Here is a 24,743-nt window from a genome sequence, read left to right as displayed (position 1 = left end):
TCTCCTCCTACCTATTCACTGGCACTTTGACTTGTAGACTTGTGAACAACTTTTCTTGCATCTCTTTATTTTCAACTATCTCTTTCCATGGATCTTTCGTGGCTGCTAGCGCTTCCTCCAAACGATCCAGCAATTGCCGGCGAGTTTCCTGATCAAAAATCACTTCGCGAATATGCTCAAGCCCGACTCTCTCGACCCATTTAGATGTTCTTTCCAAATATTTAGCCGACTCGCGATAATATTGAAGAAAAGCACTTGTAATTTCAATGACCTCTTCTTCGGTTTGAACGGTGCATAATAAATCCCCTGCACGTAAATGAGTACCGCCGTTTCCGCCGACATAAATTTCCCAACCGCCATCAACACCGACGATGCCAACATCTTTAATTCCTGATTCCGCACAATTGCGCGGGCAGGCAGACACCGCCATTTTCACTTTATGAGGGGTATTGATGCGCTCCAATTTCTTTTCTAAATCAATGCCCAATTGAGTAGAATCTTGCGTTCCAAAGCGGCAAAATTGTTTGCCGACACACGTTTTTACCGTTCGCAACGCTTTTGCATACGCATATCCGGACGGCATATCCAGCTCCGCCCACACTTTCGGCAAATCTTCCTTTTTAATTCCTAATAAATCAATGCGCTGACCACCTGTTAATTTAATCATCGGAACATTGTACTTTTCAGCGACATCGGCAATTTTCCGCAATTGCTCCGCTGTTGTCACCCCTCCGTACATTCTCGGGACAACGGAATATGTTCCATCTGCTTGAATGTTAGCGTGCAGCCGTTCATTGACAAACCGAGATTCATATTCATCCTGATATTCTGTCGGATATAACATACTTAAATAATAATTTAAAGCAGGACGGCATTTCGAACATCCTTCTTCATTTTTCCATCCAAGTACATTCATAACTTCTTTGACGTATTTTAAATTTTTAGATTTAATTTCCTCAATTACCTCTTCACGGCTTAATGTTGTACAGCTGCAAATGGTTTCTTTCTCCACGCTGCGATCAAATTCTTCTCCAATCGTATATTCTAAAAGCTCCGCGACAAGTCCTTTACATCCTCCGCAAGAACGGGAGGCGTTTGTACAATCTCTTACTTGTTCAACCGTTTTAAGCCCTTTTTCCACAATCGCCTTGCAAATCGTTCCTTTCGTCACACCGTTACATCCGCAAACCACTTCATTATCTGCCATTTCTGCCGCCATACTTTTGTTTGATTGATTGGATGATGGCCGAAAAAATGACACTTGGAATGATTCTGAAATATTCTCGTTTTTCTGAATCATGTCGAACAGTTTTCGTCCGTCACTTGTATCACCAAATAAAACGGCACCGATTATTTTTTCATCACGAATAACAACTTTTTTATAAATCCCGCGGAACTCATCATATACTTTAATAGATGATGTTCCTTCTTGATCCATAAACTCCCCGGCAGAGAATACATCGACTCCAGACACTTTTAACTGGGTAGAAACGACAGACCCTGTGTAAGTTCGTCCTTTAATTCCGTAAAGCCTCTCCGCCAAAACTTTTCCTTGCTCATAAAGAGGAGCGACAAGACCGTAAACTATTCCGCGATGTTCAGCGCACTCGCCGACTGCATAAATATGGGGGACACTCGTTTCTAAATAATCATTTACGATAATGCCACGGTTCACAGCGATACCGCTTTGCCGTGCAAGTTCAACATTCGGCTTGATCCCAACGGCCATAACGACTAAATCGGCTGCGATTTCCGTTCCATCTTTAAAGCGAAGACCTTCTACTCTGTCATCCCCGATAATTTCTGCTGTCTCCTTTTGCAAAAGAAATTTCATTCCTTGTTTTTCCATCTCTCGTTGTAATAATTTAGATGCAGTCGGATCAAGTTGACGTTCCATTAAATGTTCACAAATATGAACAACATTCACTTCCATACCTAGATTTAAAAGACCTCTGGCAGCCTCTAAACCTAACAATCCACCGCCAATAACCACTGCTTTTTTATATTTTTTTGCATACTCCATCAACATTTCACAGTCTTTTATATCACGAAACGCAGTTACTCCTTGTTTATCGCCCCCCGGTATCGGGAGAATGAAAGGTTTAGAGCCTGTAGCAATAATTAATTCGTCATATTCGGCAACCCGCCCCTTGTCCGTAAACACAAGCTGTTGTTCTTTATCGATTTTGACTACCGTTTCCCCGACAAAAAGATGAATATTATTTTTCTCGTACCATTCCCAATCATTCATTGTAATATCATCAATCGATGTGTCTCCTTGTAATACCGTTGATAACAAAATACGGTTATAATTCGGATAAGGCTCGCTCCCGAAGATGGTAATTTCAAATAAATCGCGATCAATTTTTAAAATTTCTTCGATACAACGCACACCCGCCATACCGTTACCGATGAGCACTAATTGTTTTCTCTTCATCTAACGATCCCTCCATAACATAGCAGTTGAATTTTCAACAATGAAACCATATTACGTACCAAAAGAATAAATATGAATGTTAAAATTTTGAACAATATCATTGCTCCCCCTTTCTTGTTGCTACGTACCTCTATCTTATCAAAACGTTAAATTTTATCACTATTCATGTCATAAAACTTAACATTGTTTTTTATAAGAACTTTTTTGAAATATGCGATAAGACTTATACCAGGAATGTTCAAGCCACGAAATCGTTTCAGGCAAATAAACACTCTCTCCAATAATGACAGGCACAAGGAATAATTTGTTAATGAAAATAATAAAGAAGCTGACCCATCATCGCTCAAAAGCGATGTTTTGAGTCAGCTCCTCGCTGTTGTTCATATAGTTTCAAATGATGATAAACCGCTTTTAGCAGCGGTGTGTCAATATGATACTGTTGGGCAAGTGTAAAATCGGTAATACGGTACTCACCAACACTCCATCTCCTTATCTTTTTAGTACTTTCGCAGAAAAATAGGTTCCTCTTGAAAACATTCTTCGCGAATAAACTGATGAATCATTTGAAAAATCGTTTCAATCACATGCGTTTCATGAAAACAGCCCTTGTCTAAGAATCTTTATAAAGATTTTAGACAAGGGCTTCTTGATTATCTCCCCTGAAACTTCGGCTTCCGTTTTTCTAAAAACGCGCGCACGCCTTCGCGGTGGTCTTCGGTTTGCCGCATTTTTTGCTGCGCTTCTGTTTCGAGCTGAAGCACTTTTAACAATTCGTCTTTTGTCAACTTAGCGTACAACGTTTTCGTGGCGATCATCGCCTGAAGCGGTTTTGCCTGCCATTCGGAGATTTTTTGTTCGATTTGCTGTTCGTCTTCAACGATGAAATCAACAATGCCAAGTTCATACGCTTCGTCAGTGTTCATCGGTTTTCCTTCCCAAATGATATGCTTCGCTTTCACTTCGCCGACTCGTTTTGCTAACAGGAAGTGGCCGCCGCCGTCTGGAATCAGGCCGATGCCGATAAAATTCATCGCCAGTCGCGCCTCTTTTGTCGCAATGACGTAATCGCTAGCTAGCGCAAAGCTTAATCCCAACCCCGCCGCTGGTCCATGGACGACAGAAACGACGATTTTCGACATGCTGTATAATGTCATAATGACTTCTTGAATGGTGTTCATGATTTCAGGAAATTTTTCTGGATCATCTACACCTAGCATCGTTTTAATATCGCCGCCGGCAGAAAAGCCCCTCCCTTTTCCGCGAATGAGAACGATCGACGCATCGCTTTGTTCGATTTGGCGCAATGCTTGTAGCAGCTCATTTAACATTTGCTCATTCATCGCATTTAACGAATCTGGACGATTGAGCTCCAATACAGCTGCATTTTCTGAAAACGAAAGAACGACAGTTTCCATGTCCATCCCCCTTGTTTGGCCATTATTCTTTTATTCATTTCCCCATATACCCGCCAAATTCCTGTTTTTTGATGAAAAAACACATGCATCAAATTCCTATGTTGCAACGCTTGATGTAGAACCGATTCCCCACATCTCTCAAAAAAAGGGACTGGCCACTTCGCCAGTCCTTTCAGCGTTTATTCGTTTTTATTAAAAATGACTAGTTTTAGTTCTGTCATCTCTTCAATCGCATAACGAAGCCCTTCGCGGCCAATTCCGCTTTCTTTCACGCCGCCGTATGGCATATGGTCAACACGGAATGTCGGGATGTCGTTAATGAGTACACCGCCGACATGCAATTTTTCCACTGCTTCCCAGGCGATATGCACGTTATCCGTATAAACACCTGCTTGCAATCCGTAGCGAGAGTCGTTAACGAGCTCAATCGCCTCTTCGATCGAACGAACGCGGTTAATAAGGACGAGCGGCGCGAACACTTCTTGGCACGATACTTTCATCGTTGGTGTTGCGTCTAAAATAACAGTTGGAAGCAGAATGTTTCCGTCCCGTTCACCACCAAGCGCGACGGTTGCCCCGCCTTGTTTGGCCTCCTCGATCCATGCAAGCGCCCGATCGACGTCTTTTGGAGTAATCATTGCTGAGACATCCGTGTTTGGATCCAATGGATCGCCCACTTTCAATTGCTTCGCAGCGGCAATAAATTTTTCGACAAACTCCTCATACCGCTTTTCATGCACGTAAATGCGCTGAAGCGAAATACATACTTGACCTTGGAATGAAAACGCACCAAACACGCAGCGCGGAATAATGCGGTCGATATCGACTTGTTCATCAACTATGACTGCGGAGTTGGAACCAAGTTCGAGCGTCACCCGCTTCAATCCCGCTTTGTTGCGGATGCCGATTCCAACTTCCGGACTGCCAGTAAGATTGTTAAGGTTTTCCCGAATGCTGTGGAAAAAGCAAGACAAATGAAACCGAGCATTCCGCTCATTAGCGCAGACGGCATTCCAATTCGGGATGAGATGATGCTTGTTAAACAACTAATGTAAATAACGGATGAAAGCAGCGACGTTTCTAAATGTCTACCATCATCCTTCTTCTACACAAAAATTGATCCAGCCCATTTCGAAATGGGATATATATTTTCATGATATTGCAATTGCGAAAAACATCCGTTTATGTTTATGTTTTAGTCACGATAACAAAAACCATCCCCTTCTCTCTTTAGAAAGACGGGGATGGTGTATTTGTTTAAAATAACAGTCCTTCTTCTATACCAATGTTATACATATAGTATAAGCCATATATGATACTAATTAGCGAAACTACTTTTACAATGAACTGATAAATCGTTTGCTTCTGTTTCATCCAGATGAACGGAAGCCCTAGAAAAGTAGTGAATAACATCATGCCAATGATCGTTCCTACGCCAAATATGAGTATAAACAGCAGCGCCTGCCATCGATTATCAACAGTTGTTAACGTTAAAAGCACCATCCCGGCACTGCCGGCTAATCCATGAATAATTCCAATTAAGGTCGACTTTAAATGCAGATGGTTTATATTCATTTCTTTTCTAATAGGAATCATATAAGCGGAACGAAAGCTTGTAATTCCTAAGACTACGATCATCACTCCAACGACTAGTTCCAGCCACATTGCTGTGGTTTCTGGTATTTGTTGCTCCATCCCTATTATAACCATGCCAATGACAAACAGGGTTACGGTATGGCCGATCCCCCAAAAAACCCCTGCAAGCGATGAAAGCGAAAGCTTATTTGTTCGGCTGGCAATGGTGGATACAGCAATGACATGATCCGGTTCGGTTGCATGTTTGATGCCTAAGACAAATCCAAAAAGTAAAATCGGTAATACGGTACTCACCAACACTCCATCTCCTTATCTTTTTAGTACTTTCGCAGAAAAATAGGTTCCTCTTGAAAACATTCTTCGCGAATAAACTGATGAATCATTTGAAAAATCGTTTCAATAGCATGCGTTTCATGGGCCAAAACACGAATAACCAATCCAGGGATCATAGGGATGGACCAGCCAAGGTGTACAGAAGCAGGAAAACGCGCTGCCATCGATTCAAATTTTTGAAGAAGATCCCGTGTCATAAAAGGGCTAATCACAAAAAGCGAACCAAAATGAGTATATCCTTCCATCTGAAAAATTCCTGTCATCCCTGTGCTTGTCTCTAAATAGAGATGGTCAAACAACTTTAAATTGTCCTCATAATATATCTTTAATTTAGAGCGGATCCAATCGTAGCGAAACAACTCGCCACTTTCTGACCACCCTGGCGTAATAATATCCCCATAAATAAATGTAGAACTTTCTTTCATATAAACGGTCATTTCTTGATAAAATTGAGCTTTTTCATAAGCAATGACTGGATCGGGAAAAAATTCGAGCACACTTTGATCATCCAAGTAAACTGACGTATATTGTTGTACCGGCACCTTGACTGTCTTGTATATTTTCGTTGCCGATTGGGTGGTGGCAATCAGATGTGCTCCTTCTTGCAACATTATTTCCGTTTTATATCGATCCCCGTCTACATACCCTCCCCCTACATGAATCAAGTAAATCGTCGGCTGAGACGGATGAAGGTATACCGGCCGGGTCAACTTCAACGCTCCTTCATAATAGCAATCGGAAATAACCGTACGGCCGTTTTTCTCCACAGCCGTACACTGCAACAGTCCTGACCAGCTCATTCTTCTAACCCTACCAACATCACTTGTTTTTTAATCCACTCCACTACTTCCGCTAATCCAATCTCTTCTTTTAAATTGGTGAAAATAACTGGTTTTGTTCCGCGCGCCGCTTTTGCATCGCGCTCCATCACCTCTAAAATTGCTCCTACATAAGGGGCGAGGTCGATTTTATTAATAACCAACAAGTCGGATTTAATCATTCCTTGTCCACCTTTGCGTGGAATTTTTTCCCCTTGCGCTACATCAATCACATAAATAGAGAAGTCAACGAGCTCCGGACTGAATGTGGCGGCCAAATTATCGCCGCCGCTTTCGATAAAAATAATTTCTACATCCGGGTGACGTTCTTTTAACTCGTCAATCGCCGCAAAATTCATCGAAGCATCCTCACGAATGGCTGTATGTGGACATCCTCCGGTCTCCACGCCAATAATCCGATCTTCCGGCAACACACTATGTTTCACTAAAAACTGCGCATCTTCTTTTGTATATATATCATTTGTTACTACTGCCAGGCTGAATTCACGGTGCAACGCCCGAGTAAGTTTTTCGACAAGCATCGTTTTTCCAGCTCCAACCGGTCCGCCGATTCCTATTCTTACTGGTTCCATCTCCATTTCATCTCCTTTTCGAAAAATTAAGACATAAATAAGCGAACGGAAAGTTGTTCATGCTGCATTTGCGCAATTTCCAATCCCGGCGCTGTAGCTCCTAACTCCTCTTCTGTTAACGTATGGATCTTCTGTACCGCTTTTATCAAATGCGGTTGTACGAAAACGAGCAGCCGTTGCCCATCGGTCTGGCCGAGCGGAATACCGCGAACCGCATTTTGAACAAGAGCTTGGACAGAAGTATACAAATACGATAAAACCGTCGTATCTTTCGGTATTTCTAAATTATAGCAAACTATGGCGAAAACAAGAGCAGGATGCATATACCCACGTTTCTTTTTATCATCATTCCATATGTCAAAAGGATAGATTTCGCGGCAAATTTTCCACATTCGTTCCCCGATCATCCGTGTTCCTTCTCTTGTTTCTCTCGCCAGGCAAAGCGCAGCCAACATTTCATTTAACTGCCATACATCCTCTTTCGATTTTTCCTCTAAAAAATCGTACGTTAACCGGCACGCCAATCCATCGGTATACGTCAGTTGCGTTTGAATATAAGCACAGAGCGCATCGCGAAACGTTTCATAGTTATTGATTTTTTCATTGGAAATATACGTTTCAAAACCAAAGGAATGAGAAAATGCTCCGGAAGGAAAGTTCGAATCACACAGCTGCAATAAAGGCAACAGCTTATCCATCTTATCCAGCATGGCTATGTCCTATATGGCGAAATGCTTGCTTTACTTTTCGTTTTTCCCTCTGATATGGGATATGTAATTGTTTTAGCAGCTCTTCTACTAAGTAGTCATATTGAACGAGCATTTCCTCCCCTTCGAATTGAGCAGGCAAATGACGATTCCCAAGCTGATGCGCAATTTCTCCCATTTGTTTCATTGATGTGGGCCGAATGACAAGCAAATCATCAGGCAACACGCTCACAACAATCATATTTTTCTCATCCATAAATAAGATATCGCCATCGGTCAATTCCTTTGTCTCTTTTAAACGAATTCCTAGTTCTGTTCCGTGATCGGTGACAACGCGCTGAATTCGTTTTACTAAATCATCGCTACTTAAATATACTCGCTCTATATGCGGGGGTAATTGGTCTAACTTTTTAATATTTCCGACTATTTTTTCTACAATCATTTTCTTATCACCTCAAAATAAAAAATATCGTTGAGCCATTGGAACAACTTCGGCTGGTTCACACGTAATAAGTGTTCCATCGACTCTTACCTCGTACGTTTGCGGATCCACATCAATCTTTGGCATCGCACTGTTATACACCATATCATTTTTCGACAAGTTGCGAATGTGCTCTACCGGTTGAATCATTTTTTGTAAATTAAGTTGTTGCGAGATTCCAAGTTCAAAAGCTGTTTTCGATACAAATGTAATAGAAGTTCTATATAAAGCTTTTCCATAACTTGCAAACATCGGTCGATACATGACCGGCTGCGGAGTCGGAATGCTAGCATTTGGATCTCCCATTACGCTATAGGCAATCATTCCACCTTTCAAAACAAGTTCCGGTTTTACACCAAAAAATGCAGGATGCCAAACGACTAAATCGGCTAATTTGCCAACTTCGATCGATCCGACGTACTTCGCAATCCCATGGGTAAGCGCCGGATTAATCGTATATTTGGCAATGTAACGCTTCACTCGAAAATTATCACCTCTTCCTTTTTCTTCTGGCAGTCTTCCAAATTGTTTCTTCATCTTATCCGCCGTTTGCCATGTGCGCAAAATCACTTCTCCGACGCGTCCCATCGCTTGCGAATCAGAGCTGATCATGCTAAAAACGCCTAAATCATGGAGAATATCTTCCGCCGCAATCGTTTCTTTACGAATGCGCGAGTCAGCAAATGCAATATCTTCCGGGACAGACGGGTCTAAGTGATGACAAACCATCAGCATATCTAAATGCTCATCTAACGTATTTTTTGTATAAGGTCGCGTTGGATTTGTAGAAGAAGGCAATATATTTGGAAAACTCGCTACTTTAATAATATCCGGCGCATGTCCCCCGCCCGCTCCTTCCGTATGATATGTGTGAATGACGCGCCCGTTAATCGCCCGTAACGTATCTTCGACAAATCCCCCTTCATTCAGCGTATCGGTATGAATCGCCACTTGCACATCATATTCGTCCGCAACCTGCAAACTCGCATCAATGGCCGCCGCTGTTGTCCCCCAATCTTCATGAAGCTTTAAGCCAATGGCTCCCGCACGAATTTGTTCCGCCAATGGCTCTTTCGCTGATGCGTTGCCTTTTCCTAAAAATCCAAGGTTCATCGGAAACGCTTCGGCCGCTTCCAACATGCGATGGATGTTCCATTCCCCGGGAGTACACGTCGTCGCATTTGTGCCTGTCGCCGGTCCTGTTCCGCCGCCGATCATTGTCGTGATCCCCGATGACAAGGCTGTTTCGATTTGTTGCGGACAAATAAAGTGAATATGGGCATCAATTCCTCCTGCAGTGACAATTTTCCCCTCTGCAGCAATAATTTCTGTCGATGCTCCGATTGTCATATCTACCCCGTCCATTAACAACGGATTGCCCGCTTTCCCGATCGCGGCAATCTTGCCGTCTTTAATCCCAATATCTGCTTTATAAATTCCCGTGTAATCTACAATGATTGCATTCGTCAGCACTAAATCCATCGATTCGGAACGGGTTGCAAGAGGATGCTGTCCCATCCCGTCACGAATCACTTTTCCGCCTCCAAACTTCACCTCGTCCCCATAAACGGTAAAATCTTTTTCAATTTCGATCCATAAATCGGTATCCGCTAAACGAACACAATCACCTGTTGTCGGTCCAAACATGTCCGCATATTGTTTTCGCGGCATTTGAAAGCTCATGATTCTCCCCCTCTTTCTTGATCAAGCGGGCCGTTGACAAAGTTGTTTAACCCATAAACATGTCGCTTCCCCGAAAACGGGACAAGTTCCACTTGCTTTGCATCCCCCGGCTCAAAACGCACTGCTGTACCTGCAGGGATGTTCAAATGTTTTCCATACGCCGCTTGACGGTCAAATTCAAGAAACGAGTTCACTTCAAAAAAGTGAAAGTGAGATCCAACTTGAATCGGGCGATCTCCACGATTTGTCACGACCAGTTTTGTAATCGATTTATGGCGATTACAAACGATCGTATCTTCTTTTAACAAATATTCTCCTGGAATCATCGTATCCCCCCTTCAACGAATTGGCTGATGAACCGTCACGAGCTTTGTGCCGTCGGGAAATGTGGCTTCCACTTGTATGTCTTCAATCATTTCCGGCACTCCTTCCATCACATCATCACGGGTTAAAATCGTTGTCCCGTATTGCATTAACTCTGCCACTGTACGCCCATCGCGCGCACCTTCTAAAATTTCATATGTAATTAGAGCGACTGCTTCGGGATAATTTAGCTTCAACCCTCTTTCTTTGCGGCGGCGTGCGAGATCCGCTGCAACGACAATAAGCAACTTCTCCTGTTCACGTGCAGTTAATTTCAATATTCTCCCACCTTCCTTATTCATTACGTTCGACTTATACGGTTAAAAACCGCTGAACGTCACTCATGCTCGTTTCACTCACATGCCCTTGCGCAACAACTATGCCGCGATCGAAAATGTAAAAGTAGTCGGCGCATGAAAAAGCTAAATCTAGGCTATGCTCGACAAGTACAATTCCGACCGTTTTTTCTTTTGCAATTTTCATGATGACATCACGAATCAGTTGTACGATCGATGGCTGAATGCCTTCCATCGGTTCATCAAGCAAAAGCAGCTTTGGCTGTCCAATCAGCGCACGGGCAATGGCAAGTTGCTGCTGTTGCCCACCGCTTAAATCTCCTCCTTTTCGATGCAACATGTCTTTTAATATAGGAAATAATTCATAAATCTCTTCTAAAACGTGTGACGAATTGATTTTTTTAGGAAGCGCCTCGAATCCTAACAATAAATTTTCTTCGACCGTTAACGAAGGGAAAATTTCTCTACCCTGAGGAACATATCCAATTCCTCTTCTTACCCTCTGTTCCGGCGGCAATGATGTAATATCCTCACCCTCCCATTCGATGTTGCCACTCATCGGTTTGATCAATCCGATGATGCTTTTCATAAGCGTCGTTTTTCCGACACCATTTCGCCCTAGCACTGCCGTCACACATCCTTTTTGTACGTCCATGCTTACGTTTTCTAACACAACGCTTTGTTCATATCCGGCTGCCATATTTCGAACGCTTAACACGCTTTCTCCTCTCTTCCTAAATAAATTTCGACTACTTTTTCATTTTGCTGAATGTCTTCCATCGTCCCTTCACACAATACTTTCCCTTCATGCATCACCGTCACTTGCTTTGAAAAACGACGCACAAAATCCATATCATGTTCGACAATCACAACTGCACAATCGCGAGCAATTTCATGGATCAATTCCCCTGTGCGTTCCCGTTCCGCGGCACTCATTCCTGCAATCGGTTCATCAAGCAGCAACAGTTGAGGAAACTGAATCAGCTGCATGCCGATTTCGAGCCACTGCTTCTGACCGTGCGAAAGAGAACAAGCCTTTTGGTCAGCATAATCGAGTAATTCGATACGTTGTAATAACGTGATGATCATATCCCGATCTGCCTCTGACATCTTTACCCGTAAAACAGCAAATAGCCCGCGATCTTGTTTTAAAGCTAGTTCCATGTTTTCCCATACAGTCAACTGATGAAAAATCGATGGGCTTTGAAATTTCCTAGAAATACCAAGCTGTACAATTTTGTGTTCCGGCATATCGGTAATATCGTGTGAGTAAAATAACACTTTTCCGCTGCTTGCCCTTGTTTTACCGCAAATCACATCTAATAGCGTCGTCTTTCCCGCTCCGTTTGGCCCGATTAAAAATCGTACTTCATGTGGATAAACTTTCAAATCAGCCCCTTGCAACGCATAAAACCCGTCAAAATCTACTGACACGCTGCAGCACATGAGAACTGGCTTCATTTGCTCTCACTTCCCCTTGTTTTTTTCGTTGTTTAACAGACTGATATACGCCTGCTAGCCCGTTTGGCAAAAACAGCACGACAGCAATAAATAATCCCCCTAAAAACAGCAGCCATATATCAGGATAATTTTCGCTAAAAAAGCTTTTCGCACCGTTCGTCACAATGGCACCGATGATCGCTCCGATTAACGAACTTCTTCCGCCGACGGCAACCCATAGCACCATTTCAATGGAAGGAATAATTCCCATCATTGCCGGAGAAATAAGCCCTACCTGCAGCACAAACATCGCTCCTGCTATTCCAGCAAAAGCAGCGGAAAGGCTATATACAAACACTTTATACGTAGTCGGATTAAATCCTAAAAAGCGGACCCGGTTTTCACTATCCCGAATCGCAACAAGCACCCGACCGAATCGACTCCTCGTTAACCAGCGAGAGAAAAGAAACATCGACAAAAGCAAAACAACGGTTAATAAATAAAGAACGATTTGTGTAAGAGGAGAAGATAGCGAGAACCCAAAAACGGTAGAAAAATTCGTTAACCCGTTTGTTCCCCCGGTCCATTCTTGCTTTCCGATAAATAACGTCACAAAAACAACCACGATCGCTTGGGATAATAATGAAAAATAAACACCTTTAATTCGGTTTCTAAACGTAAAATAGCTTAAAAACATCGCTAGAAGCACCGGAACGATAATGGCGGAAGATATGGAGATGATTGGATGTTCAAACAGTTTCCAAAACCAAGGTAGATTGTTTACACCGCTCCATTCCATAAAGTCGGGTAACCGACCACCGGAAGCCTCCAGTTTTAAATACATCGCCATACAATAAGCTCCTAAGCCAAAATATACACCGTGACCTAAACTTAAAATGCCGGTATAGCCCCAAATTAAAGAAATGCCGATCGCAATCATCGCAAAACAAAGAAATTTCCCAAGCAGCGACAAACGAAATTCTGTTAAATAAAACGGCGCTAAAAACAAAGCAAGAAAAAACATCCAATACATCCAGTTCTTTTTGATCATTTTTGTCCCCCCCTTAATCGAGTGATCTCGTTTTCATGCTCACAAGTCCAGAAGGCTTCCATTGCAAAAAGACAATAATCAACGCAAACGTAATCACTTTTGCCATCGTGGCACTTGTCGAATATTCGGTCAATGTACCAATCAATCCGATTCCAAATGCCCCTAAAACTGTTCCGATTACTTTCCCTACTCCCCCTAAAATAACGACCATAAATGCATCGACAATATAATACGTTCCGATCGTTGGACCAATCGGACCGAGCAGCGTTAATGCACAACCTGCCAAACCCGCAAAGCCGGATCCGATCGCGAAAGCGTATGCGTCTACTTTTTGCGTAGAAATGCCAAGGCATGCGGCCATATCCCGGTTAAGTGTAACCGCCCTTATTCTTCGGCCAGCTGCTGTTTTATTTAAATACATATAAAGTACAAAGATTGACACGGCGACAAATGTTAAAATGAACAACCGTTTATACGGAAACACCATTCCCGCAACATGAACCCCGCCATCTAACCATTTGGGAGGAAGTACCGCCACATTGGGCGCACCGAAAATCGTCCGCGCCATTTGCTGTAAAATCAAACTCACTCCCCACGTTGCCAGTAAACTATCCAATGGCCGGTGATATAGGTGGCGAATTAACGATTTTTCCAATCCTAAACCAAGGAGAGCAGAAACAAAAAAGGAGACAGGAATAGCGATGACATAATAATAGTCCATCGATTGCGGTGCATATTGCGCAAAAAACTGTTGAACAACGTACGTCGCATAAGCTCCCACCATAATCAATTCGCCATGAGCCATGTTGATGACGCCCATTAACCCAAACGTAATCGCCAACCCGATGGCAATGAAAAGCATGATCGAACCTAAGCTTAAACCGTTAAACAATTGTGTCACAAAAACTGACAAGGAAATACCCCCTTTCTTTTAGGAGAGGAAAGGAGCATAACCCCTTTCCCACAAATGTATTTAATTCATCAAGTCTTTTGCCCATGGATAGCTTTTTAAATAAGGATCTGGCTTAACAGCTTCCCCAGAATTCCATAATTCTTTAAATTGACCATCCGGTTGGATTTCTCCTATTCTCACAATCTTCCATGTATGTTGTGTTTCTCCGTCGATTTTTACCGTTCCGCCAGGCGCCTTATACTCGATGCCATCTGCTGCTTTTTTCACCTTATCTACATCAAACGAGCCGGCTTTTTTTACCGCTTCGGCCCATAAATGAACAGCAAAGTACGCTGCTTCGATCGGGTCGCTTGTGACGCGGTCTTTTCCATACTTCTTTTTATATTTTTCTACAAATACTTTGTTTTCCGGTGTGTCCGTTGACTGAAAATAGTTCCATACCGCAAGATGGCCGGCCAATACATCACCGCCAATTCCACGAATTTCTTCTTCGGCGATGCTCACAGACATAACCGTTAAATCCTTTGGTGTAATCCCGGCATCTTTTAATTGTTTGAAGAACGCAACATTGCTGTCCCCGTTTAGCGTGTTAAACACTACATCTGGCTTCACATCTTTAATTTTGCTAATAATCGTGCTATAATCTGTATGGCCAAGCGGCGTATATTCTTCACCGACCAATTGCCCGCCTTCCGCTTTTAATTGAGCTCTAATAATTTTATTTGCCGTGCGCGGGAACACATAATCCGAACCAAGCAAGAAAAATTTCTTTCCTTTATTTTGTAACAACCAGCTTACCGCCGGAACGATTTGTTGGTTCGTCGTGGCACCTGTATAAAAAATATTTGGTGAAGACTCCATCCCTTCATATTGGACTGGATACCAAAGCAACCCATTATTTTGTTCGACGACCGGAAGCATCGCTTTGCGGCTCGCTGATGTCCATCCACCAAAGATTGTCACTACTTTATCTTTCTGTAGTAGCTTTTTCGCCTTTTCCGAAAACGTTGGCCAGTCTGAGGCGCCGTCTTCTATGACAGGTTCAATTTTTTTCCCTAGCAAACCACCAGATTCATTAATTTCTTCAATCGCCATTAATTCCGCATCTCGCAACGATACCTCACTGATCGCCATCGTGCCGCTCAATGAGTGAAGTATCCCTACTTTGACAGTGTCGCTTGTTTCCGATGTGCTACTTTCTTTCTCCTTTCCTTTCGCCTCATCGACTGCCGATGATGCAGCACATCCGCTCAGTACCAATAAACTTCCGCATAAAAGCAAGCTGAGCCATTTCAATCCATTTCCTTTTAATCTCTTCATGTAAACACCCCTTACAAGATTCTAATATTTATAATATAATTAGAATCAGGCATGCACCGACGTATGTAATGCCCGATTTATAAGGAATTTTCTCATGACAGTGAGAAAATTCCTTTTTTCTTTTTCTCCACCTCCATTCGTTATATTTTATAACAACTAATGTAATATTATCTGACATTATATATATGTTTTTTTGCAGTGTCAACAGAAAATTCAAAAAATATTGTATTTTGTCATATAACCTAATATGGTTCTTTTTGATTGAATGGAAAACTGCAGAAAAGATAACTCTTCACCCCGATAGTAGTATGTAAAGAAACCCAACACAAATAGGGCATCCCCGTAATAGAAAATGCCCTAGGTAGCGGAAAGAACTCGATCGATCGTTTCGCCTGCCAACAGAAGACATAACGAATCCCACACGTTTTTTTCGTGTTTCGTCAGTGTGGAAACGATGCTTCTTGTGATACAAAAGGACTGGGAGAATGTTTCTTCGCGAAATGTACCCGAAATGTTCTCTTTCACTTTGACCATGCGGAGATCGCGTTCGGCTTGGTTGTTATCAAAGGGAACATGCACTTCACGTAAGAAACGCAGCGCTTCTTCCTTTCGTTTTTGAAGGCGTCGAACAAAAGCGAGTGCTTTTTTTCGGAAGAGGCGTCTTCGCTTCCAATCGGTGTTGTGCTCTTTCTAGGATGCGATCATACACTCGTTCCCACCGTCTCGCTTTTTCTTCGGAAAGTGCACCGTGATGGGCTTCGACGGCTTGTTTGGCGGCTAACAGAAACGTGGTCATGCGCATCGCCCACGTATGCCCTTGTTCGATGAAACCCTTCAATTCATGCAAATTTGTTGCCAGATGGTTGACGAGAAGAACGTGTGTTGGCAAAACGGTCAGAAGATGGGGGCAAATGGCTATTGGAGCTGTTTTTTTTCGTGCGTGCTTCCAGCTCTTGAACACGGTACTTCAGTTGTTCATTTTCTTTGCGTACGAACAGTGCCTGGCACCGTTCGCTAAAGCGATTCAGGATGTCTACTAACTGACGTAACGAATCAATGGAAAAATAAGTGTTTAAAATGAGACATTTTAACAATGATTTTTTCGAACCGGGTGATCTCCCTGTCACATAGGACGCTTCTGGTAAGGAAAGTTGGTCGAGGTACCGAAATAAAGCCTGTAAAAGAGGATCTATTTCACTATACGGTGCAGGTTCACTGATAAAATTGGAAATAATGATAGTATCCACCCATTGGAACTGAGTTTTTGGTCACTCTATAATGATTTCCAAAATGGGTGGATTTTTTGTTTTCTCTTTTTGCATCCATTATTATCCATTATGCATTTTGCAACACTTTCATAAAAACTAATTGATTAATTAAATTAATTTGTCTATAAATCTTATTACGGCCAAAGCTAAGAGAGCGTATATAATCCACCTTATTGCACTTTTTCCCATAGTTTCTTTGTTCATTTTTCATATCTCCTTTACACTATTAGTAATTATTACAAGTAATTATAACCTTTAAGAGTACATTGTACAAACCTAAGTTCCCTCCTAGGATGATCGATTGAATCTTAAGTTAACAGTATTGTAGAAAAATCACTTAAAGGTTATTCAATCGTGACTAATATCAGCTTTTGATTACTACATAATTATTAATTTAGATGATCAGGTTAGCTTTTACAGAAAATAATTAATTAAGTACTATATACATGCACTTTAAAACGATGACTTCTGTATGAACACCTTTTTTCATGGCTATACTGCTCCTAAATATTTCTATACAAAAGGAGCGGAATTGGCATGAAACGTTTGAAAATCACAAATGATCACGGTTGGACGCCTCGAACACTTCGGAAACAAGAACGGAAAATCAAAGACGCTTCCCTTCGTGTTCGGGTGACCGCTGTTCGTCTTGTCATGGAAGGTCACCTCGGTAAAGATGTCGCGAAAATGGTCAACGTATGCCGTCAATCGGTTGCCCTCTACGTTGCACGTTTTAATCAAGGTGGGCTCGATCATCTACTCGATCGTCGGTTGCCGCCTGGCCGTGTGCCGTTTCTTACGGAAGAACAACAACAAGAAATTAGACAACTCGTGTTAACCACCACACCTGTGGATGCTGGCTGGGGCATCGCTTCATCGTGGAACACGCGCATTTTACAATCTTACATCCAACATACCTATGGCGTTTCGATGTCACGTGAAGGCATTCGTAAGTTGTTGCATCGTCTTCGTTTGTCATGGACACGTCCGACTTACAAGCTAGTCAAAGGAGACGCCAAGCGTCAAGCTGCCTTTCAAAAAGAACTTGAATTTATAAAAAAAAACTAATTACCGAGAATGTCACGCTGTTTTATTTGGACGAAACGCATGTTCGCGCGTATCAAGCGCTACGTACGACATGGGCAGAAGTAGGGAATCAGAAACAAGTGCCAAGCTACGGACACCATGACCATGTGTCCATTTTTGGTGCAGTTGACGTTCAACAAGGCGATGTGGTATTTCATCGCGCATCATCCGCCAATGCCGAAACGTTCCTCAACTTTTTGCGCCGATTGAAAGAGAAATATGCCGATCGATTCCTCGTGCTTGTGTTAGACAATGCGCGTATTCATCATACCAAGATGGTACAAGCCTTTCTTGATGGCGAGGAAGGCGATGCTTTTCATTTCATCTTTTTGCCACCGTATTCTCCACAGTTAAATCCGATTGAACGGCTGTGGAAGTGGTTGAAAGATGAAGTGATTGCCAACGTTTTTCACAAGGATCAAAACGACATTGCCCAATCCATTACTCGCTTTGAACAGTACGTTCTACAACACCCGGATGAGGTGTTGCGCCGCATCGGGTGTACTGCGTGAACCAGAGGTTAAAATTTTAAATTAAAATTTTAAATTGGATGTATATAAAACGTTCCCCAATTCTCAATAAACCAGTCTATTAGATATTCAATAAAGATGTTTGTTTTATATGTTCATACTCATTGTAATGGTTCTATTTTTGAATCCTAATTTTTCGTACAGTTTAATCGCTTGATTTCCTGCATATACGCTTAAGCGAACCTCTGAATATCCATCTTGTTTAAGATGTTCGATACCAGTTTCCATCAATTGTTTTGAAATTCCATTTCCTCTAAATTCCTCTAACACAAACAATTCATAAATAAATCCATATATCTTTCCAGTAAATTGGTCTTTACTTGTTCCTATAAGAATCCAACCCATTAGATTATCGCCTTCAGTTGCTATCAAATAATAGCTTCCTTTCTGCAATAATGGTTCAATAAGTTGTTTGACTTTTTCATCTGACGGTTTTGCTTCGCCTAATGTACCTTCGAATAATGCTTGTGGTGAAAGTGATAAAATCTTTTTATATTCCGAATCGTTTGGTTTTCTAATTTCCATAAATTGAGTTCTCCTCTCCCAGTATTTATAAGCCGATTGCCCGTTAATGACCTTTTTAAGCACTGAACTTAGATAGACGGAGACTTTCAAAAGTTTCTGTCATTTCAAATACATACGAACAGTGCCTGGCACCGTTTGGACACCGTTCGCTAATCTCCCAACCGTTCCCGTACTTCCTCCTCTGTCATGTCGAGAATATGGGCAACGTCTGTTATACTCATTCCTTTTTCGACCATTTTTCGAATCGTTTCATTTTTCCCTTCTTCTCGACCTTGTTTCAACCCTTCTTGTCTTCCTTCTTCCCGACTGCCGCGAATGTTTGAGAGTTGATCAAGGAGCCATTTCAGCCGCATTTCGTACGCGTAGCGGTTTTCGGGGTCGACGCTTAAGCTTTGCCATTCTTCTAGCGCTTCTAAAATGTCTTGTTCTGTCATGGCTATTCCCTCCAATTCACGAAACATCTCTTCATCCATTTTTTTCGTTCGTCCATCGACAGCCGACAACATCGTTAGCCATGGCCATTCTGGTGACTGTTTCACTTCTCTCCGATATTTCTTCCATTTTACCATAAATTGTGACAAGTCGAGTACATGAACATCTTCCGCCTGTATTTCGTTTAGAGGCAAGAGATGAATCAGAAAAAATGTTAAAACGGCAGCAATTTCGCTGCCGTTTTTTGGTGATACCGCAATACCTATTTTTCTTTATCATTCACTGCTGTTTCCTTTTCTTCTGCTTTCTGTCATCTGCTTCCACACGGATCCTTTGGCTTCTTCGCCGCCTTCAATGCGTTCAATCGCCATTTTTATTTGCATGCTTACTTCAAACTCCGGATCATTTTCTGCCGCTTTTAAAGCAGGGAGGGCTGATTCATCGCCTACTTCGTATAAAAACATCGCTGCGCGCCAGCGGACTAATTTGCTTGGGTCTTTTAATGCCTCCATCATGACTGGCATCGCTTCAGGATCGCCAATATCAGATAGGCAGTCCCCCGCTGTGCGGCGCACAGAGACGGCTTTATCCTTCAGCGCTTCATAAAGATATGGGAGCACTTTTTTGCCGCCAATCATTCCTAAATATGCGGTGGCAAGGCGGCGAATCGCCACTTTTTCGTCTTTTAATGCCTTTGCCAATACCGGCAAATCTTCTTCGGTTGGCTCTGCCATTTGTTCTAAAGCCGCATAGCGTTTTGTCCAATCTGGGTCGTCAAGCATTTCTTCCGTTACTTTGTAGCTTACTCGTTTTTGCGTTTTCGCTTGCTCGCCGCTTTTAAACATTTGTACCATCCGCTCTAACCGTTCTGGCGGATAGGCAGCGGACAGTTCTTCAACTACTTCTGCACCGATTTCCTCGAACGTGCCGTAGCGCACGCCTTTTTCGACCCACTTTCGTTCAAGAACAATATTTCCGGCATGTTTCTGCGCTTCTAAAACCGCATCCATAAACGGCTGCGGCAAACCGAATCGTCTTTCTTCCTGACCGTCGGTTAACTTCACCTGCATTGGCAATCCATAAAGCATTTGCACATACACTTTCACTTCGCCAAAATGCTCGTTACGTACTTGTTTATCGTCTTGTGTGCTTTCAATCTCTTCACCAAATACTTCACGCACTTTTGTTAAAATCTCTTTCCAATCATACTTCGGATTTCGTTCAATCGCTAAAAAATCGGCAACATGGTAAATGCCTTTAACCCCTTCAATTTTCATTAATTCTTGAATAATAACTGGTGCATTCTCGACATTATCCGGCTTATAATTATGGCTTGTGCCAAATGGAAGCTCTTCATCTAACAGCACTTTCATTGTATTTGGGCTTGGTGTTGGTTCAATCGATTGAATGTTCATTCCTGTTCATCCCCCTTTTACTTCGATTGTAATGCTTCCACAAGTTCAGACAATTCCGCCCAGCGCTCAAGCAACGCATCGAGCTCTGCACTTAATTGCTCATGTTCGGATGCTAATCTTTGCACTTTTTCATAGTCGCTCGCCGCTTGTTCCATTTCCAGCGTAATTTCTTGCAATTTCGTCTCCAATGCCGCAATTTTATCTTCGATTTCTTCCCATTCTTTCTGTTCTTTATAGCTTAATCTGCGCTTGGCCGGCTTTGCAGGCTGAACTTGTTCTTTCATTATTGGCTGCTTAAGTTCTGCCTGCTCTCCTTTTTTCTTTAGCTGCTCCTCTAAATAATCGGAGTAATCACCAAAATAATGCGCAATTTTCCCATTTCCTTCAAAAATAAGTAATTGTTCTGCCACTTTGTCTAAAAAATAGCGGTCATGTGAAACCGTAATCACAACCCCAGGGAAGGTTTCTAAATAATCTTCAAGTACCGTCAATGTCTGCGTATCCAAATCGTTCGTCGGCTCGTCAAGAAGGAGCACGTTCGGTTCTGTCATTAAAATGCGCAACAAATACAACCGCCGTTTCTCTCCGCCTGACAATTTGTGAATGGGTGTTCCGTGCGTATTCATTGGAAATAAGAAACGCTCCAGCATTTGCGCGGCGGAAATTGTTTTTCCATCAGTTGTATGAATGACTTCCCCTGCTTCGCGAATGTATTCAATCATTCGTTTATTTTCATCCATATCAACATTTTCTTGCGTGTAATACGCGATTTTCACCGTTTGCCCGATTTCGATTTCTCCCTCATCAGGCTGGACTCGGCCGGCAAGCAAATTCAACAGCGTCGATTTACCGCTTCCGTTCGCCCCGACAATGCCGATGCGGTCTCCCGGTTTGACTAGGAAGCTAAACTTATCTAAAATCACTTGGCTGCCGAACGCTTTGCACACACGTTTTAACTCTAGCACTTTTTTGCCAAGACGGCTGCCGCTTAATGAGATATCGAGACTGCTCTTTTGTTCCATTCCAAGTGATTGCTCCAGCTCTTCGAATCGCTGGATGCGCGCCTTTTGTTTCGTTGTCCGCGCTTTTGCTCCTCTTCTGATCCAAGCCAATTCGCGGCGATATAAGTTTTGCCGTTTCGCTTCAGCGGCAAGCTCCTGATCCTCTCTCAGCGCTTTTCCTTCTAAAAATGCTGCGTAATTTCCTGTATAACTGTATAGTTTTCCATTATCCAACTCTAAAATGCGGTTGGTCACACGATCTAAAAAGTAACGATCGTGCGTCACAAGCAAAACGGCCCCGCTATAACGCGCCAAATACTCTTCCAACCAGCGGATCGTTTCGTAGTCAAGATGGTTCGTCGGCTCGTCTAAAATCAACAAATCAGGTGTTTCAATAAGCGCCTGCGCCAAAGCGACGCGGCGCTTTTGACCACCGGAAAGCTCCCCCATTGTTTTTGTCATGTCATCAATGCCTAATTTCGTAAGAATCGCTTTTGCGTTGGAGCTTGCTTCCCATGCGTTCATTGCGTCCATTTGCTGCTGGCAGCGGAAAAGACGTTCCTGCAGCTTATCATCAAGGGGATTTTTCTCAAGCTCGGCTAAAACTGTTTCATAGTCACGCAATAAACGAATCAGCGGTGTATCCCCGTGAAACACTTGTTCCAATACTGTTAAGTTTTCTTGAAAATCGGGCTGTTGCGGCAAATAACCGATTGAATAGTCTTTCGAATGCGTAATTTGTCCCGCGTCCGCAAGCTCAACACCGGCAATGATTTTCAGTAACGTTGACTTTCCTGTCCCATTCACGCCAATAATGCCGATTCGTTCCTGTTCTTTAATCGTAAACGAAATATCGCGAAATAACGTTTTTTCCGCATAGCTTTTAGATAAATGTTCAGCCGTTAACATTTTCATACTGCTCATCCCACTCTTGATAAAATTGATATAAAAAACGCTCCATAAATTCATGACGTTTGAGCGCGATTTGTTTCGCGCTTTCTGTATTCATCCATTCTTTTAGTTTTAATAATTTTTCATAAAAATGATTAATCGCCGTACTGCGGCCTTGCCGGTATTCTTCCTTCGTCATCTTCTCCCGGTAAGGAAGGAACGGATCATGCATAAGATGCCCGCGGCTTCCCGCATACATAAACGTGCGGGCAATGCCGATCGCACCGATGGCATCGAGGCGGTCCGCATCTTGTACAACCATCCCCTCAATGGTGTGTGGCTTTTTCCCGTGTCCTCCTTTAAACGAGACCGAAGAGATAATGTCAATGATATGCTCTTTATCGTCATTGGACAGCGGCATTTGTTCGAGCCAAGAGGTTACAACAGATAAGCCCTTCTCTTCGTTTCCTGCGATTTTTTCATCGGCTACGTCATGAAGAAGCGCAGCCATTTCGACAATAAATTCGTCAGCGCCTTCTTTCTTCGCAAGAGTGATGCCCATACGCCGAACACGGTCAATGTGCCACCAGTCATGTCCGCTTGCATCATTCTCTAGCAATGAACGCACATATTGTTCTGTTTCTTGAATGATTTCCCGTTTATCCATATCAGCCCTCAACATTCGATGGTTTTGTCGTTAACTATTGTAGCAAAGGGACGTTTTGTTTGCCTAACAAAAAACTGTCCATAAAACTATACTAGCACCAGTATCATATTGTCCAAACTGATGAACATAAACCCACATAACAGTAAAAAGAAGCCCAGGCAAGAAACGTAAACGCCTGGGTGTGACAGTCGAACAGTGCCTGGCACCGTTCGCTACGCGCACACCTATATCATCCATCACCCGAATGACTCGAACATCGCCCCATCCCGTTTTCGCGGTGAGGAAGTGTTTTAGGGAAGAGCAGCAAAAAGAGCCGCCCCGAAGTTTGTATGTAAGGAGGAAATGAATCAATCAGCCCCTGCTTCTTTCGCTCAGAGGGATTGGCGCATCATCGCCATCCCTTTTTCTTTTTCCATCTTTTCGCCAAGAACAATAAGATTTTGCTATAATGAAGAAAAACGCAAGGAGGCATCGCGATTGCCAAACGAAATGGAGACGATCATCATTCAGACGCTCCGCCCGGCTCTTCACCCGTTCGTCATCTACCTGTTCGGTTCAGCCGCCCGTGGGGCGATGCGCCCGGACAGTGATGTCGATATCGCCTTTGTCAGCGACGGCGAACCGCATGATCCGTATGAGCTGTTTCGGCTCGCGGGGCATTTGGCTGACAAGTTAGGGCGAGATGTCGATCTTGTCGATTTGCGCCAAGCCAGCACCGTGTTTCAAGCGCAAATCGTCTCGACGGGAAAAGCCATTGATTGCCGCGACGAGCGGAAACGGGCTGAGTTCGAAATGAAAACATTGAAAATGTATGTGAAACTAAACGAAGAGAGAGCACCGGTGTTAAAACAAATTACGGAAAGCGGGAGCATATATGAAAAGTGATGTCATTTTAAACAAGATCAGCGTGATCGAACGCTGCCTGAAACGAATTCGTGAAGAATATAACGGCGATCCAAAAAATTTACAAAATTACACAAAACAAGATTCGATCGTTCTGAATTTACAGCGGGCGTGCGAGGCATGCATCGATTTGGCCATGCATATTGTGGCCGAGCAGAAATTCGGATTGCCGCAGCATAGCCGCGATGCATTCGCTCTCCTCGAAGAACATGGGGTCATCTCCCCTTCCATAAGCAAAAAGATGAAGGCGATGGTCGGATTCCGCAACATCGCCGTTCACGACTATCAACAACTGAACCTTGGCATCTTGCAAGCCATCGTCGAACACCATCTTGATGATTTCAAACAATTTACGAAAGCCATCCTCGATTATGCTAAGAAAAACAGCTAGGCCGGCTTCAGTGCGGAAGCCGGCCGGTTAGCGCCGCAGACCGTTCATCAACACGTCAACAACCCAATGACTAAAGTCATGGGCTTGTAAGCCCCATGTTGACCAGACCAAGGCTTGAAACAGAGCCTACGTTATAGATGTCATGACACGTTCGGGTGCTTCTCCAGCCCGTTCCTCTGTCGTGCAAG

General features: G+C 43.0%; 25 protein-coding genes and 4 pseudogenes. 5 read left to right on the top strand and 24 right to left on the bottom strand.

Annotation, left to right across the window (positions count from 1 at the left end; translation table 11 throughout):
- Positions 1-7: 7 nt before the first annotated feature.
- From nirB to ABEV15_RS00535, 3 genes and pseudogenes are all read right to left on the bottom strand, one after another.
- A complete protein-coding gene (nirB, locus tag ABEV15_RS00545; protein ID WP_498852084.1) occupies positions 8-2,437 on the bottom strand; it encodes a nitrite reductase large subunit NirB in 2,430 nt (809 codons plus the stop codon).
- A 650-nt stretch (positions 2,438-3,087) separates the two neighbouring features.
- Positions 3,088-3,852 carry an enoyl-CoA hydratase gene (locus ABEV15_RS00540; RefSeq protein ID WP_498852083.1) on the bottom strand — a complete coding sequence of 255 codons (765 nt, stop codon included), beginning with the start codon at positions 3,850-3,852 and terminating at the stop codon, positions 3,088-3,090.
- Between the two features lie 179 nt (positions 3,853-4,031).
- A pseudogene (locus ABEV15_RS00535) lies at positions 4,032-4,784 on the bottom strand (aldehyde dehydrogenase family protein); the annotation flags it as partial.
- On the opposite strand from ABEV15_RS00535, the pseudogene ABEV15_RS00530 reads away from it, so the two are divergent.
- Positions 4,782-4,907, top strand: a pseudogene (locus ABEV15_RS00530) (GNAT family N-acetyltransferase); the annotation flags it as partial. The pseudogenes ABEV15_RS00535 and ABEV15_RS00530 sit on opposite strands and share 3 nt — an antisense overlap.
- A gap of 202 nt (positions 4,908-5,109) precedes the next feature.
- On the opposite strand, the gene ABEV15_RS00525 reads toward ABEV15_RS00530, so the two are convergent.
- The 16 genes and pseudogenes from ABEV15_RS00525 to ABEV15_RS00450 form a co-directional block, all read right to left on the bottom strand.
- Positions 5,110-5,742: an urease accessory protein UreH gene (locus tag ABEV15_RS00525; protein ID WP_498852082.1), complete on the bottom strand. Its 633-nt coding sequence runs from the start codon at positions 5,740-5,742 to the stop codon at positions 5,110-5,112.
- 23 nt (positions 5,743-5,765) lie between these two features.
- Entirely contained in the window at positions 5,766-6,581 is an 816-nt protein-coding gene (locus tag ABEV15_RS00520) for an urease accessory protein UreD (RefSeq protein WP_498852081.1), read from the bottom strand.
- Positions 6,578-7,192 carry an urease accessory protein UreG gene (gene ureG, locus ABEV15_RS00515; RefSeq protein WP_339170705.1) on the bottom strand — a complete coding sequence of 205 codons (615 nt, stop codon included), beginning with the start codon at positions 7,190-7,192 and terminating at the stop codon, positions 6,578-6,580. Before ureG ends, ABEV15_RS00520 begins: the two co-directional genes overlap by 4 nt.
- A gap of 26 nt (positions 7,193-7,218) precedes the next feature.
- Positions 7,219-7,890 (bottom strand): urease accessory protein UreF, encoded by a 672-nt coding sequence (locus ABEV15_RS00510; protein ID WP_498852109.1) that lies wholly within the window; start codon positions 7,888-7,890, stop codon positions 7,219-7,221.
- Position 7,891: 1 nt separating this feature from the next.
- Positions 7,892-8,341, bottom strand: a complete 450-nt coding sequence (gene ureE / locus ABEV15_RS00505; protein WP_064220633.1) for an urease accessory protein UreE — start codon at positions 8,339-8,341, stop codon at positions 7,892-7,894.
- A 12-nt stretch (positions 8,342-8,353) separates the two neighbouring features.
- Entirely contained in the window at positions 8,354-10,063 is a 1,710-nt protein-coding gene (gene ureC, locus ABEV15_RS00500) for an urease subunit alpha (protein WP_498852080.1), read from the bottom strand.
- Positions 10,060-10,389, bottom strand: coding sequence for an urease subunit beta (locus ABEV15_RS00495; protein ID WP_498852079.1), 330 nt, complete (start codon positions 10,387-10,389; stop codon positions 10,060-10,062). Before ABEV15_RS00495 ends, ureC begins: the two co-directional genes overlap by 4 nt.
- A 12-nt stretch (positions 10,390-10,401) precedes the next feature.
- Positions 10,402-10,704 (bottom strand): urease subunit gamma, encoded by a 303-nt coding sequence (locus ABEV15_RS00490; RefSeq protein WP_498852078.1) that lies wholly within the window; start codon positions 10,702-10,704, stop codon positions 10,402-10,404.
- 34 nt (positions 10,705-10,738) lie between these two features.
- On the bottom strand, positions 10,739-11,440 hold the full coding sequence (gene urtE, locus ABEV15_RS00485) for an urea ABC transporter ATP-binding subunit UrtE (protein ID WP_064220636.1): 702 nt from the start codon (positions 11,438-11,440) through the stop codon (positions 10,739-10,741).
- Complete coding sequence (urtD, locus tag ABEV15_RS00480) at positions 11,434-12,183, bottom strand: urea ABC transporter ATP-binding protein UrtD (protein ID WP_498852077.1); 750 nt, start codon at positions 12,181-12,183, stop codon at positions 11,434-11,436. Before urtD ends, urtE begins: the two co-directional genes overlap by 7 nt.
- The gene (gene urtC / locus ABEV15_RS00475) at positions 12,140-13,213 is read right to left on the bottom strand and encodes an urea ABC transporter permease subunit UrtC (protein ID WP_042535400.1); all 1,074 of its coding nucleotides are present in this window, start codon (positions 13,211-13,213) and stop codon (positions 12,140-12,142) included. Before urtC ends, urtD begins: the two co-directional genes overlap by 44 nt.
- 13 nt (positions 13,214-13,226) lie before the next feature.
- Entirely contained in the window at positions 13,227-14,126 is a 900-nt protein-coding gene (gene urtB, locus ABEV15_RS00470; RefSeq protein ID WP_064220639.1) for an urea ABC transporter permease subunit UrtB, read from the bottom strand.
- Between the two features lie 60 nt (positions 14,127-14,186).
- Positions 14,187-15,446 (bottom strand): urea ABC transporter substrate-binding protein, encoded by a 1,260-nt coding sequence (urtA, locus tag ABEV15_RS00465; protein WP_064220640.1) that lies wholly within the window; start codon positions 15,444-15,446, stop codon positions 14,187-14,189.
- 357 nt (positions 15,447-15,803) lie between these two features.
- Positions 15,804-16,293: pseudogene (locus ABEV15_RS00460) on the bottom strand (IS66 family transposase); the annotation flags it as partial.
- Entirely contained in the window at positions 16,286-16,444 is a 159-nt protein-coding gene (locus ABEV15_RS00455) for a DUF6444 domain-containing protein (RefSeq protein WP_498852108.1), read from the bottom strand. The gene ABEV15_RS00455 and the pseudogene ABEV15_RS00460, both read right to left, overlap by 8 nt.
- A gap of 6 nt (positions 16,445-16,450) precedes the next feature.
- Positions 16,451-16,681, bottom strand: a pseudogene (locus ABEV15_RS00450) (ISNCY family transposase); the annotation flags it as partial.
- A 570-nt stretch (positions 16,682-17,251) separates the two neighbouring features.
- On the opposite strand from ABEV15_RS00450, the gene ABEV15_RS00445 reads away from it, so the two are divergent.
- Both ABEV15_RS00445 and ABEV15_RS00440 read left to right on the top strand, forming a co-directional pair.
- Complete coding sequence (locus ABEV15_RS00445) at positions 17,252-17,782, top strand: helix-turn-helix domain-containing protein (RefSeq protein WP_429633757.1); 531 nt, start codon at positions 17,252-17,254, stop codon at positions 17,780-17,782.
- A gap of 26 nt (positions 17,783-17,808) precedes the next feature.
- Positions 17,809-18,312 (top strand): IS630 family transposase, encoded by a 504-nt coding sequence (locus tag ABEV15_RS00440; RefSeq protein WP_498852076.1) that lies wholly within the window; start codon positions 17,809-17,811, stop codon positions 18,310-18,312.
- A gap of 105 nt (positions 18,313-18,417) precedes the next feature.
- Here the strand turns inward: ABEV15_RS00440 and ABEV15_RS00435 are convergent, their stop codons facing one another.
- The 5 genes from ABEV15_RS00435 to ABEV15_RS00415 form a co-directional block, all read right to left on the bottom strand.
- Positions 18,418-18,855, bottom strand: coding sequence for a GNAT family N-acetyltransferase (locus ABEV15_RS00435; RefSeq protein WP_339170717.1), 438 nt, complete (start codon positions 18,853-18,855; stop codon positions 18,418-18,420).
- 149 nt (positions 18,856-19,004) lie between these two features.
- Entirely contained in the window at positions 19,005-19,424 is a 420-nt protein-coding gene (locus ABEV15_RS00430; protein ID WP_498852075.1) for an Rpn family recombination-promoting nuclease/putative transposase, read from the bottom strand.
- Positions 19,425-19,562: 138 nt separating this feature from the next.
- Positions 19,563-20,702, bottom strand: a complete 1,140-nt coding sequence (locus ABEV15_RS00425; protein ID WP_064220790.1) for a conserved virulence factor C family protein — start codon at positions 20,700-20,702, stop codon at positions 19,563-19,565.
- Positions 20,703-20,719: 17 nt separating this feature from the next.
- A complete protein-coding gene (locus ABEV15_RS00420; protein ID WP_498852074.1) occupies positions 20,720-22,618 on the bottom strand; it encodes an ABC-F family ATP-binding cassette domain-containing protein in 1,899 nt (632 codons plus the stop codon).
- Positions 22,599-23,261, bottom strand: coding sequence for an HD domain-containing protein (locus tag ABEV15_RS00415; protein WP_498852073.1), 663 nt, complete (start codon positions 23,259-23,261; stop codon positions 22,599-22,601). The genes ABEV15_RS00420 and ABEV15_RS00415 overlap by 20 nt, the downstream gene beginning before the upstream one ends.
- A 489-nt stretch (positions 23,262-23,750) precedes the next feature.
- Here ABEV15_RS00415 and mntA point away from each other — a divergent pair, with 489 nt between their 5' ends.
- Entirely contained in the window at positions 23,751-24,146 is a 396-nt protein-coding gene (gene mntA, locus ABEV15_RS00410) for a type VII toxin-antitoxin system MntA family adenylyltransferase antitoxin (protein ID WP_268853069.1), read from the top strand.
- The gene (hepT, locus tag ABEV15_RS00405; protein ID WP_014195290.1) at positions 24,136-24,555 is read left to right on the top strand and encodes a type VII toxin-antitoxin system HepT family RNase toxin; all 420 of its coding nucleotides are present in this window, start codon (positions 24,136-24,138) and stop codon (positions 24,553-24,555) included. The genes mntA and hepT overlap by 11 nt, the downstream gene beginning before the upstream one ends.
- Positions 24,556-24,743: the final 188 nt, after the last annotated feature.

The sequence above is a fragment of the Bhargavaea massiliensis genome (assembly GCF_050480245.1).
Classification (GTDB): domain Bacteria; phylum Bacillota; class Bacilli; order Bacillales; family Anoxybacillaceae; genus Anoxybacillus.
The sequence above is the reverse complement of the archived record's forward strand: the minus strand, read 5'-3'. Positions and strand labels throughout refer to the sequence as shown.